This is a genomic window from Cohnella panacarvi Gsoil 349, assembly GCF_000515335.1.
GTDB lineage: Bacteria > Bacillota > Bacilli > Paenibacillales > Paenibacillaceae > Cohnella > Cohnella panacarvi.
This window is the reverse complement of sequence record NZ_KI911563.1, coordinates 3,446,498-3,459,159: the sequence shown is the minus strand read 5'-3', so window position 1 is coordinate 3,459,159 and position 12,662 is coordinate 3,446,498. Positions and strand designations below refer to the sequence as shown.

The 12,662-nt window shown below is 56.7% G+C and carries 10 protein-coding genes; 1 reads left to right on the top strand and 9 read right to left on the bottom strand.

Annotated features, from left to right (window positions below; all coding sequences use genetic code 11):
- Positions 1-86 precede the first annotated feature (86 nt).
- The 4 genes from COHPA_RS0116580 to ftsE all read right to left on the bottom strand — a co-directional run bounded on the left by COHPA_RS0116580 (position 87) and on the right by ftsE (position 4,506).
- Complete coding sequence (locus COHPA_RS0116580) at positions 87-1,559, bottom strand: S41 family peptidase (RefSeq protein WP_027087285.1); 1,473 nt, start codon at positions 1,557-1,559, stop codon at positions 87-89.
- Between the two features lie 126 nt (positions 1,560-1,685).
- On the bottom strand, positions 1,686-2,861 hold the full coding sequence (locus COHPA_RS0116575; RefSeq protein ID WP_027087284.1) for a murein hydrolase activator EnvC family protein: 1,176 nt from the start codon (positions 2,859-2,861) through the stop codon (positions 1,686-1,688).
- A gap of 51 nt (positions 2,862-2,912) precedes the next feature.
- Positions 2,913-3,830 (bottom strand): permease-like cell division protein FtsX, encoded by a 918-nt coding sequence (gene ftsX, locus COHPA_RS0116570; protein WP_027087283.1) that lies wholly within the window; start codon positions 3,828-3,830, stop codon positions 2,913-2,915.
- The gene (gene ftsE / locus COHPA_RS0116565) at positions 3,820-4,506 is read right to left on the bottom strand and encodes a cell division ATP-binding protein FtsE (RefSeq protein WP_027087282.1); all 687 of its coding nucleotides are present in this window, start codon (positions 4,504-4,506) and stop codon (positions 3,820-3,822) included. The genes ftsX and ftsE overlap by 11 nt, the downstream gene beginning before the upstream one ends.
- Positions 4,507-4,767: 261 nt before the next feature.
- On the opposite strand from ftsE, the gene COHPA_RS0116560 reads away from it, so the two are divergent.
- Complete coding sequence (locus COHPA_RS0116560; protein ID WP_027087281.1) at positions 4,768-6,213, top strand: VanW family protein; 1,446 nt, start codon at positions 4,768-4,770, stop codon at positions 6,211-6,213.
- 264 nt (positions 6,214-6,477) lie between these two features.
- Here COHPA_RS0116560 and argH read toward each other — a convergent pair whose 3' ends face one another.
- The 5 genes from argH to argB form a co-directional block, all read right to left on the bottom strand.
- Complete coding sequence (argH, locus tag COHPA_RS0116555) at positions 6,478-7,893, bottom strand: argininosuccinate lyase (RefSeq protein WP_027087280.1); 1,416 nt, start codon at positions 7,891-7,893, stop codon at positions 6,478-6,480.
- 218 nt (positions 7,894-8,111) lie between these two features.
- On the bottom strand, positions 8,112-9,356 hold the full coding sequence (locus COHPA_RS0116550; protein ID WP_027087279.1) for an argininosuccinate synthase: 1,245 nt from the start codon (positions 9,354-9,356) through the stop codon (positions 8,112-8,114).
- A gap of 312 nt (positions 9,357-9,668) precedes the next feature.
- Complete coding sequence (argF, locus tag COHPA_RS0116545; protein ID WP_027087278.1) at positions 9,669-10,628, bottom strand: ornithine carbamoyltransferase; 960 nt, start codon at positions 10,626-10,628, stop codon at positions 9,669-9,671.
- Positions 10,629-10,646: 18 nt separating this feature from the next.
- The gene (locus COHPA_RS0116540; protein WP_027087277.1) at positions 10,647-11,840 is read right to left on the bottom strand and encodes an acetylornithine transaminase; all 1,194 of its coding nucleotides are present in this window, start codon (positions 11,838-11,840) and stop codon (positions 10,647-10,649) included.
- A 12-nt stretch (positions 11,841-11,852) separates the two neighbouring features.
- Positions 11,853-12,644: an acetylglutamate kinase gene (argB, locus tag COHPA_RS0116535; protein ID WP_035119587.1), complete on the bottom strand. Its 792-nt coding sequence runs from the start codon at positions 12,642-12,644 to the stop codon at positions 11,853-11,855.
- Positions 12,645-12,662 lie beyond the last annotated feature (18 nt).

The following is a 12,662-nucleotide window of genomic DNA, read 5'->3' as shown; positions in this document are numbered from 1 at the left end:
TGTCTCCTCTGTCATTGCTTTGTGAATAGCCGTAGCCTAAGCCTAGGCCAACTCCTAATTATTCGACAACGGACAATCATTTCCTTTTAGCTTTCCGCGTCGATCAGGTCCCGGGCTTTCGCCAGCGCCGCCGTCCGCTGCGCGTCGTACTCCTTTTGTTGCAATCGATCGTACAGCACTTCTTCGAGCCGTTGAGCCGTCGCCGCGTCGACGACGCCGGTAACTTGCAGATCTTCTTGCCTTTGGAACGCTTCGAGCGCATCCTTCGTCGCTTGGCTGAAGTAACCGTCGCGGCGGTCTGCCGGAAACCCGACGCCTTCCAGAATGACCTGCAAATTGGCGACCGGTTGGCCTGCTTGATCGAACCGGAGCGCGGTATCGCGCGACAGCTGCGTAGCTCCGAAGTAATCCGGCTGCCTTACCTCGGCGTCCGGAACGATGCCGGTTTCGTTGATCCAAGTGCCGTCCGGCAGCATCCACTTCGAAACCGTCAGCTTGATCAAGCTTCCGTCTTCCAATTCTTTGTCGAAGGGGATTTGCACGAGGCCTTTGCCGTACGTTCTCTCCCCGATCAACGAAGCGTCCGCGGAAACCTTCAACGCGCCTGCGAGCATCTCGGCCGCGCTGGCGGTTTCTTGATTCACCAGCACGATAATCGGATACGGTTTAGGCTGACTCGTTCCTTCCTCGGCAACGATCGTCTGCGAAGTTCCGTCCTTATACCCGTATTGCACGATCGGCTTGCCGACGGGAATGAACTGCGAAGCGACCATTTCCGCGCTCTGCACCATCCCGCCCGGATTATCCCTCAGGTCGATGATGAGCGCTTGCAGCCCGCCTTTCTCCAAGCCGGCTATCTCTTCGGCAACCTTGGAGGCCGTGTCCGCGCCAAATTTCCGAATAGCCAAGTAACCGATTCCTTCGTCGGGAAATTCGGAGTATACCGTTATCATATCGATCCGGTCTCTTACGAGCTCGAGATCGATTGGATCGGCTAATGCGTCCCGCTTGACGCTCAGCTTCGCTTTCGTGCCCTTCGGCCCTCGTATCTTGGCTACGGCTTCGCTAAGAGATAACCCTTGCAGGCTCTCTCCGTTCACCGACAGAAGAACATCCTTCGGCAGCAGGCCCGCGCGTTCGGCGGGCGAGCCTTTGAAGATCGACTCGACGACGATCTTGCCTTCCGTTACGCTTAAGTAAGCGCCGATTCCCGTAAAAGCGCCTTGAAGCTCGTCGGAATCCGACTCCGCTTCGTTCTTCGGCAAATATTCCGAATACGGATCGTTCAGAGCTTCCACCATGCCCTGAATGGCTCCGTCCAGCAGGCGCTCGCGATCGGCCGGCAATAGGAACCGGTTACGGATGAGTTCGTACGCTTTGTTGAATTTGAATAATTCCTGTTCGTTAATCCCATACTCCGGCAACGCCGCCGCCGGCTCGTTCGAAGGCTGTTCCAATCGCATAAACCCGGGATACCGCAAGGCCGCATAGGTGATCATGCCCGCAGCAACGGCCGTAAGCACCATTAAAGATAACACGGTGCGTCCTCGAAACCACACGTTGTCCCACTCCCTAGTGTTCAGCCTTCATCCCTACAAGTATATCAAATTCCATGCGTCATGTAGCGTGAAAAAACAGCCGACCCGTCCGTGGCGTCGGGGGATCGGCTGTCTATACCGGCTGCATTATTTCAAATATGGCGCTGGATCTGTCGGCTCGGAGTTTTTGCGGACCTCGAAGTGCAAATGATTGCCGGTAGAATCTCCCGTCGAGCCTACCTTCGCGATCAATTGCCCGCGCTTCACCTCTTCGCCTTCCTTGACGAGGATGCCGCCTTGCATAATGTGGCCGTATACGGTCCATAAGCCGCCGCCGTGATCGATGATGACGCAGTTGCCGTATCCGCTCATCGAACGTGCGGTGATGACGCGTCCGGATTCGGCCGCATAGATCGACGTTCCTTTCGGCGCCGCCATGTCCATGCCGGTATGAAGCTTCTTCGTTTTGAAAATCGGGTGTATCCGATAGCCGAACTTTGACGTCAGCGTATAGCTGGCCCGAAGAGGCATGCCGAGCTTGCCGCCCTTATAGTAATTCGTAAGCGCCTTTTTCTTCGCTTGCAGCTCCGCCGACTTCTTGGCGAACTTCTTCAACTGCGCTTCCGCTTCTTCGCTGATTTCTTCCATCTCTTCGATCTGTTCGGCGATGTTCGCGAGCATCGCTTCTTTATCCCGCTCGCTGGCTTCAAGCTTGGACTTGTTCGTCTGCAGCTCCGCGTACAAAGCTTTTACGTTCTTCAGCTCTTCCTCGACCTGTTGCTTCTTCTGCTCGACCGCTTCTTTATATTTCAGCGCTTGCTCGGCGATATCGTTATCCTGATTCACGATCGCTTCGACTTGGTCGATGCGCGTCAGAAACTCTGGAAGATCCGATACGTCCATAAGCACGTCGAGGAACGAAGCCGGTCCCGCCATATAAGCCATGCGGACGCGGTTATCCATCAACTCGACCCGATGGTCCCGCTGTTTGATCGCGTCTTCCAGCTGTTGCGCGGTAACGCGAACCTGCTCTTCCGCCGCATCGAGGTTGTCTTGCGTCTCGTTCAGCTTCTTCTGCAGTTCCTGAATGCTGGCGTTCAGCTTGTCGATATCTTCTTTGGTCGCGGCCTTCTTGCCGTTCAGCACGTGGACTTGGCTCTCCGCCGCCTTCTGATTGTTCTGCACCTTTTCCATGTCTTTCCTAAGCGCGTTAAGCTCTTGGTCGATCTTCTGCATTTGCGTAAGCGCTTGGCTGCGCATTGGGTTCTCGATCGTCGCCGCCAGCACGAGAAAAGCCAGCAGCAGCAGTATTTTCCTTCTCACGAGTATCCTCCTTATTCGCCGGTTATCGGATAACGGGCTTATCGGATTAAGTTAGACTTTCAAATACTTGCGAACAGATATCGTACTTCCCCACACGCCAAGCAACGTACCGAGCACGATCACCGTGCCGCCGACGACGAAGCCTACTTCGTGCAGTGACAAATAATTAATCTGATACAGTCCGATCGTCGAGCTCGTCTTGCTCATGATCTTGCCGTAGCCGAACAACAGAACTGACGCCGTTAGGAAAGAGCCGACAAATCCGATAATCGCGCCTTCGATGAAGAACGGCCAACGGATGAAGCTGTTCGTCGCTCCGACGAGCTTCATGATCGATATTTCCCGGCGTCTCGCCAGAATCGTCATCTTAATCGTCGTCGAGATCAGGAACATCGCCATGACCGCCAAACCGACGACGATGAACAAGCCGATGTTGCGGATCGCGTTCGTGATTTTGAACAACGTCTCGATCGATTCTTTGCCGTATTTCACTTCCATGATCGATTTCTCGGGATCCGTCTCGTTAAACGCCTCGATCTGCTTGGCGACGAAACCGATCTTCTGCGGATCGAACGCGTCGACCTCGAACATGTCCGGCAGCGGATTGTTTTCCTCCTCGTAGCCTTCGAGCGCTTTCTTGCCCTTCTCTCCCATGCTTTCTTTGAAACGTTTGAGGCCTTCCGACTTATCTACGAAGGCGACGTTCTTCACTTCCGGAATACGCTTGATCGAACGCTCGATCTCTTCGGCTTTCGCCTTGTTCGTATCCAGTTCCAGGTAGACGCTGATTTGGGCTTGGCTGTCGACCTGGTCCGCGATTTTGTTCACGTTCAGCGCCAGCAGCATGAACACGCCGAGAATGAACAGGGACACGGTGATCGAGCTGATCGAAGCGATGGACATCCAGCCGTTGCGTCCGACGTTCTTGAAGCCTTCGCGAAAATGGCGGGCTACGGTGCTAAATTTCATAACCGTATTCCCCCCTTACCTCGTCGCGCACGATGCTGCCTCTCTCGATCGCGATAACGCGCTTGCGGAGCGTGTTCACGATCTCTTTGTTGTGGGTGGCCATGACGATCGTCGTTCCGCGGAAATTGATCTCCTCCAGCAGCTTCATAATGCCCCAGGACGTCTCGGGGTCCAAGTTCCCGGTAGGCTCGTCCGCCACGATTACCGCCGGATTGTTGACGATCGCCCGGGCGATCGCGACGCGTTGCTGTTCTCCCCCGGACAATTGCGCCGGCAAGCTGTTCGCTTTGTGCTTCAGGCCGACGAGCTCGAGCACTTCCATCGTGCGGCGGCGAATGACGCGGCGCGGCGTCTCGATGACTTCCATGGCGAACGCGACGTTCTCGTACGCGGACAACTTCGGAAGCAGCTTGTAATCTTGGAAAATAACGCCGATATTGCGACGCACGAACGGGATTTTGCGGTGTTTGAGCTTGCCTATATTGAATCCGTTAACGGAGATTTGACCTTTGGTCGGTACCTCCTCGCGGTAGATCAATTTCATGAACGTGGATTTGCCTGCGCCGGACGGTCCGACGATATAGACGAATTCATTGCGGTCGATCACAACGTTAATTCCCTGCAGAGCGGTCGTTCCATCCGGATAGGTCTTCCATATGTCCTGCATATCAATCACGTTTAGGATCACTTCCTGTTAAGATTCAGACTTAAGATACTTCGACATGATAGCCTAAATTCCTTTCTAAATCGATATTTCCTCTTGCGAAACCTGTCGGAGTTATTACGCTAAGCCCTAGGCGCCGTAACGTTTTCTTTGTTTTTTTAAAATTTTTTAATAAAATGGGAAAACCATTCGCCGATGTTTATGTATATATGAGTAGAGATTTACGTCGAGCGCTCAGTCAGCAGGTTGGTCGAAACGAGAGAGGGATTGCGGATGAAAAAGAGGTGGATCGTCAGCGCGGCGATGTCGTTCTTCCTGGTCGGGATCGGAATCACGATCGGCGGAGCGATAGCCTACGGCGGCAAAAACAACTTGCCGGACGGTTTTACCGTCGCCGGTTTGCGGCTGGAGGGATTGCCTGCCGAGGAAGCGTTGGAGCAGGTCAGGAATCGCGTGGCGGAATGGGAAGCCGTCTCGGTCTCCGTAGTCGGCAAAGACGGAGGCGCGGTAAGCGCTCCGAAGATGACGTTCAAGCAGCTCGGCATGAACGTCGACGTATCCGAGGGAATCGCCGCGATCGAACGGTTTCGCGACATCGGCTGGTTGGAACGTGCCCAACTTCGGATGCGCAACGCGGCCGGCGGCGACTACGCAATGAATGTAACTTGGGACGAAGCCCGGTTCGAGACCGTTGCCCGGACAACTTGGCGTCCGCTCGTAAGCGGCCAGCCGGCAAACGCATCACGCGCGATTAACGACAAGGACGAAGTCGTGTACACGCCCGAGACGCTCGGACGCGCGATAGATGTCACGGGGATGTTCGACCAAGTGAGACAATACGAGCCTATCACGTTAGCCGTCGACGCTGCTGCGGAGCCTCTTCCACTCCAGCTGCCGACTATCGAGACGGCTCCCGAGATTACGGTCGACAAGCTGAAGGAGGAAGGCATCGAACGCAAGATCGCCGAGTTCACGACCTCGTTCACGACGAGCGGGGCGGGAAGATCGCACAACGTAACCGCTGCGGCGAAAGCGCTGAACGACACGTTGCTCATGCCTGACGAAGTGTTCGACTACGATAAGATCGTGAAGCTCGCGGAGGAACAATACGGTTGGAAGGAAGCGCCGGTCATCTTGAAGGGCAAGCTGACGCCGGGCATCGGCGGCGGCATCTGCCAAGTGTCCAGCACGCTGTATAATGCGGCGCTCCTGGCCGGGCTCGACATCGTGGAACGCCGGAATCACTCCCTTGCCGTGCACTACTTGCCAGCGGGACTCGACGCCACGTACGCCGAAGGCTACATCAACTTCAAGTTCCGCAACTCGACAGGCAAGCAGCTTCTTATCCGCACCGTCGTGCAAGATAAGAAGCTGACCATCAAGCTTTTCGGTACGCTTCCGAGCAATGTCGAATATCGCACCGAGCGCAAACAACTCAAAGTCAATCCGCCCAAAACGGTATACGTCGCCAACGATGAACTGAAGCCGGGCAAACAGGATACGGTACAAAAAGGCGAGCCGGGCTTCGTGGTCGAAACCTATCTCGTTAAGCGCGTGGACGGCGCCGTCGTCGAACGCCGCAAGCTGTCGCGCGATACGTACCGCGCGACCGACGCGCTGATCGCGGTCAATCCGCAGGACACGCGCCTGCTTCCCGCCGATGACGGCATACCGTCGCCGCTGCCGGGCAAGAACGAGGGGCCGATCGAGCCGGTGTGATATACAAAAAGTCCCGCACGATTCTCTCACATCGTGCGGGACTTTTTATTTGACGGAAATTAACAACGATTTGCAGTTATTTCTAACGCCACTAGCCTACCGCTGCGAAATAACAACCATTTGCATTTATTCGGCGGGATTTCGGTTGATTCCACACGAAGAACGGACAATAACTAACGATTCGTTGTAAATTCTGCATTGTGACGGTTTTTCGCAAAAATATCTGTCGATATGCTGTTATTGCGTTTTGCGGACGTCGGTATATTATTTGCTCTTCGCTTCGTACTCTTCCGTCCATGCGGCGGTGCGGGCGAGCTCGGCTTCGGCGCGTGCGATGGCGGCTTCGACTTGCGGCGTCGCGGTGCCGCCGTAGACGTTGCGCGCGTTGACGACCGCTTCCGGCTGAAGCACGTCATAGATGCGCTCGTCGAACAAAGACGAAAACTGCTTGAACTCGTCCAGCGTCAGATCGAGCAGGAATTTGCCTTGCTGGATGCAGTAAAGCACCGTCTTGCCGATGACTTCATGAGCTTGGCGGAACGGCAGCCCTTTGTTCACGAGGAAGTCGGCGATGTCGGTCGCGTTCGAGAAGTCTTGGTTGACCGCGCGGCGCATGTTCTCCTTGCGGACCTTCATCGTCTCGATCATCGAGGCGAACAACTGAAGCGCTCCTTGCAGCGTCTTCACCGTGTCGAACATGCCTTCCTTGTCTTCCTGCATATCCTTGTTGTACGCGAGCGGCAACGACTTCAGCACCGTTAACAGGCCGACAAGGTTGCCGTAGACGCGGCCTGTTTTGCCGCGGACGAGCTCGGGCACGTCAGGGTTTTTCTTCTGCGGCATAATGCTCGATCCCGTACAGAACGCATCGTCCAGCTCGACGAACTGGAATTCGGTCGAGGACCAAAGGATCAACTCTTCGCTCAAGCGGGACAGGTGCGTCATAATCAGCGAGGCGCCCGCCAGAAATTCGACGATGAAGTCGCGGTCGCTGACGGCGTCCAGGCTGTTCTCGTACACTCGGCCGAAGTTCAGCTGCTGCGCCGTGAATTGGCGGTCGATCGCGAACGTCGTGCCCGCAAGCGCCCCCGCTCCGAGCGGCAACGCGTCGATACGCTTGTAGCTATCTTGCAGTCGCTCGATATCGCGTCCGAACATGGAGACGTACGCCATCAGATGATGCGCGAACAGTATCGGCTGGGCGCGTTGCAAATGCGTATAGCCCGGCACGATCGTATCGAGATTCTGCTTAGCCTGTCCGATCAGCGCTTCCTGCAGCTTGCGCAGCATTTCGACGAACTCCACGACGCGTTTGCGCAAGTACAGATGCATGTCCGTCGCGACCTGGTCGTTACGGCTGCGTCCCGTATGCAGCTTGCCGCCGACCGGTCCGATCTCTTCGATCAGCGCTCTCTCGATGCTCATATGAATGTCTTCGTCCGCGACCACGAACGCATGCTCGCCGCGAAGAATCCGCTGACGCACGATCAGTAGTCCGTCTTTGATCTTCTCGACGTCCTCCGCCGGAAGAATGCCGCATCTCCCGAGCATTGTCACGTGCGCAAGGCTGCCTTGGATATCTTCCTCGGCCAGCTCTCTATCGAACGTGATCGACGCCGTGTATTCTTCGACCAGTTGGTCGGTTTGCTTCGTAAATCTACCGCCCCACAGCTTGCTCATTGCCTTGTTTACCCCTCTCTATTCCTTCAACGCAAAACCCTTGCCGCTACCTCGCGAGAATTACCCGGTTCGGACGAGTATTTAAACGGCTGTCGCCGTCCTTAGCCGTTAAACGGCAAAAGGGGAGCCGGTCCCGCGAAGGTGCCTCCCGCATTGCCCCGCTGCCCGCGGAGGATGGTTCGGCAGGCCTCGCGGCCCTTCTCCCTTTCTGGTGGTGCTTATCCATTAATGCCCGAAGCGCCGTTCACGCCGGAAGATACCTTCAAGCGCAGCGCGTTCAAGCGGATGAAGCCGGTGGCATCGCCTTGATCGTACGCTTGCGTAGGGTCCGCTTCCATCGTGGCGATGTGCGGATTGTACAAGCTGACAGGGCTTTTCAGGCCGGCGGCCATGATGTTGCCTTTGTACAGCTTAAGGCGTACGGTGCCGGATACGTTCTTCTGGCTTTCGTTCACGAGCGCTTGGATGGCAAGTCGCTCAGGCGCGAACCAGAAGCCGTTGTACACGAGCGAGCTATATTTCGATATGAGGGAGTCGCGAAGGTGCATCACTTCGCGGTCCATCGTGAGGGATTCGATCTTGCGGTGAGCGGTGAAAAGAATGCTGCCGCCCGGCGTTTCGTACACGCCGCGGCTCTTCATGCCGACGAAGCGGTTCTCCACCATGTCGACGCGTCCGATGCCGTGCTTGCCGCCCAGCTCGTTCAGCTTCTCCATGATTTCCAGCGGGCTAAGCTTGACGCCGTTAACGGCAACGCAATTGCCGGCTTCGAAGTCGAGCTCTACGTATTCCGCTTGGTCCGGCGCTTTCTCCGGGGAGACGCTCAGCACGTACATGTCTTGCACGTCGTCCGCGCTGGAGTCGAACCATGGGTCCTCGAGCATGCCGCTCTCGAAGCTGATGTGCAGCAGGTTGCGGTCCATCGAGTAAGGCTTCGCCGCGGAAGCTTGCACGTTGATGCCGTGCTTCTCGGCATAGGCGATCATTTCCGCGCGTCCCGGGAACGCTTCGCGGAACGCCTCGTCGCGCCATGGCGCGATGACTTTGATGTTCGGCGTAAGAGCGGCGGCCGTAAGCTCGAACCGAACCTGGTCGTTGCCTTTGCCCGTCGCGCCGTGCGCGATCGCGGTTGCGCCTTCGGCGATCGCGATCTCCACCATCCGCTTAGCGATAAGCGGGCGGGCGATCGACGTGCCGAGCAAGTATTGTCCTTCGTAGAGAGCGCCGGCTTGGAACATCGGATAGATGAAGTCCTTGGCGAATTCCGCGCGCAGGTCGTCGATGTATACTTTGGACGCGCCGGTCTTGATCGCTTTCTCCTCGAGACCGTCCAGTTCTTCCTTCTGGCCGATATCCGCGGTGAAGGTGATGATTTCGGCGTCGTACGTTTCCTTCAGCCACGTGAGAATGACCGAGGTGTCGAGACCGCCGGAGTAGGCCAATACGATTTTTTCTTTAGCCATGGGATCGTTAAAGCTCCTTCATATCGATAAAATAATTACTGCTCAGCCTATCGTCACAGCCGACGAACGAGTCGCCAGCCTAAATAACAACCATTCGCAGTTATTTCTGGTCTTCCAATTGCATCTGTCGAAAATAACGACGATATGCCGTTATTTTCCCTTAATCTGCGCTTGCCGAACATCATTGCGAGAAACAACTGTCGATAGGCTGTTATTTCACCCAATTAGTCATTAATCACAGAAATAACTATCAATCCGTTGTTATTTCCGCTAAGGGGCGCCCGTGTAAACGACGAGCGCTCGCGGCACGCCTTACATAATCGCGGCCATGATCGCCTTCTGCGCGTGCAGCCGGTTTTCCGCCTCGTCGAAAATAACGGAGTGTTTGCCGTCGATCACGCCCTCGCTGACCTCTTCGCCGCGATGGGCGGGCAGGCAGTGCATGAACAGGTAATCGGACTTCGCCGACGCTACCAGCTCCTCGTTGACCTGGAAGCTGCCGAACGCTCTCTCGCGTTCCTTCTGCTCTTCCTCGAAGCCCATGCTCGCCCATACGTCCGTATAGACGATGTCGGCGCCTTCTACCGCTTCGCGAGGATCGCGAACGATGTCAACGCGGCCGCCGGTCTGCGAAGCGACGTCGCGGGAGCTCTTGACGACTTCCGCGGCCGGATCGTAGCCTTCCGGAGAAGCGCTGGAGAAGTGCATGCCCAGTTTAGCCGCACCCATCATGAGCGAGTGGCTCATGTTGTTGCCGTCGCCGATGTAGGCGATCTTCAAGCCTTCCAAACGGCCCTTCATCTCGAGCACCGTCTGGTAATCGGCGAGCGCTTGGCAAGGGTGCGAGCGATCGGACAGCGCGTTGATGACCGGGATCGTCGCGCCGCGCGCCAATTCGATCACGTTGCGGTGGCCGAACGTACGGATGATGATGCCGTCGAGGTAACGCGACATCGTCTGCGCGGTATCGCGGATCGTCTCGCCTCGGCCCATCTGGATATCGTTCTTGCTCAAGAACAGCGCATGGCCGCCGAGCTGGAACATTCCGACTTCGAAGGATACGCGCGTACGCGTGGACGATTTCTCGAAAATCATGCCGAGCGTCTTGCCGAGAAGCGGCTGATACACTTCTCCGGCTTTGCGTTTGCGCTTCAGCTCGATCGCGAAGTCGAGCAAATACCGGATTTCTTCCGGCGAATAATCGGTAAGTCCGAGAAAGTCTCTGCCTTTAAGCTGATGAGCGATCTCTTCGTGATTCAACGTCGTGTTCAACGTAAGTCCCTCTTTTCCTCAGGGGCTGACGGAATTAACCGCTGCCTGTTCCGTAAGTAAGGCGGCGATCTGATTCACCGCGGTATCGATTTCTTCATGGGTAACGATCAAGCTAGGCAGCAACCGAATGACGTTCGGGCCTGCCGTGACGACCAGCAATCCGCGGCGATGAAGCTCGGAGACGAGCTCCGCGACCGGCTCCTTGCAGAGGATGCCGATGATCAGGCCTTTGCCGCGAATCTGATCGACGATCGGCACCCCCGCGAGCTTCTCTTGCAGCTGCGCGATCAAATACTCGCCGGCTTCCTCGGCCCGAGCGACGACGTTGTCCTTCAGGAACGTCTCGATCGTCGCGATAACCGCGGCCATCGCAAGCGGCGTGCCGCCGAACGTCGTTGCGTGCGCCCCCGGCACGAAGCCGTTAACGACGTCGCCCTTCGCCAGCATCGCGCCGACCGGCAACCCGCTTGCGATGCCTTTGGCCAGCGTGATAATATCCGGCTCGACGTCGTAATGCTGATAAGCGAAGAGCTTGCCCGTACGGCCCATGCCGGTCTGGATCTCGTCGATGATCAGGAGCAGCCCGTGGCGATCGCACAGCGCGCGAACGTCGAGCAGGAATTGCGGGTCGACCGGAATGACGCCGCCTTCCGCTTGCACGAGCTCCAGCATGATTGCCGCCGTATGCTCGTTAATCGCCGCTTCGAGCGCAGGAATATCGTGAAGCGGAATATCGTAGCGGAATCCTTCCGGCAACGGCTGGAATCCTTCTTTGACTTTATCTTGGCCGGTGGCGGTCAAAGTCGCGAGCGTGCGTCCGTGGAACGATTGCTTGAACGTAATCACTTCGTAGCGATCGACGCCCTTGACCTTCTGTTGATAACGGCGCGCGAGCTTGATCGCCGCTTCGTTCGCTTCCGCGCCGCTGTTGCAGAAGAACACGGCGTCGGCGCAGCTGTTCTCTACGAGCAGCTTAGCCGCCTTCTCCTTGTTCGGGTTGCCGAACAAATTGGAGACGTGCCACAGCTGATCCAACTGAGCGACCAAAGCGTCCTTAACGCTATCCGGCGCATGGCCTAGGTTCGCAACCGCGAGACCGCTCATGAAATCCAAGTACTCTTTGCCCTTGTCGTCCCATACGCGGCTTCCTTTGCCCTTAACCAAGGTGATGGGATAGCTCGCGTACGTATTGAACAGTGCGCTTTCGCTCATGTCGATCTCTCCTTATCCGCGTGTGATCCGCGTTCCGATTTGTCCTTCCGTAACCGCCCGGCTCAGTACCCGCTCCGCCGCTCCGTCCACGATCAGCACTTCTTTCACGTTGCCGTGCAGGCAGCTCATCGCGGCGCGGACTTTCGGAATCATGCCGCCGTATATCTCGCCGCTGGCGATCATCTCTTCGATGTCCGCGAACGTGACCGTCGGCAATACGGCCTTCTCTCCGTTAACCGTCCTCATAATGCCAGGCACGTCGGTGACGACGATCATCGTGTCTACGCCAAGATGCGACGCGACCGCTCCCGCCGCCGTGTCCGCGTTAATGTTGTAGCGCTGGCTCGCGCCGTCGATCCCGATCGGAGCCACGACAGGAATATAACCCATAGAGATCACGCCTTCGATAATCTCTGCCTTCACGCCAGATACGTCGCCGACCAATCCGACCTCGTCGCTGTTCGCCACCGGTTTCGCATCGATCATATTGCCGTCCGTGCCGGATAGTCCGATCGCTCGCGCGCCGTTCTTCGCCAGCTTGCGCACGATCTCCTTGTTGATCCTTCCCGCCAGCACCATCTCCACGACGTCGAGCGTCGCTTCGTCGGTCACGCGAAGCCCGTTCACGAATCGGCTCTCGATGCCGAGCTTGCCGAGCGTCTCGTTAATCGCAGGGCCGCCGCCGTGGACGATGACCGGCTGAACGCCTCGTTCCTGCAATTCGCGCAAATCTTGGAAAAAAGCGTCCGGCAGCGCCGCGAGCGTACTGCCGCCGCATTTCATCACGAATCTCTGTGTACTCATGTCTGACTGCACGCTCCT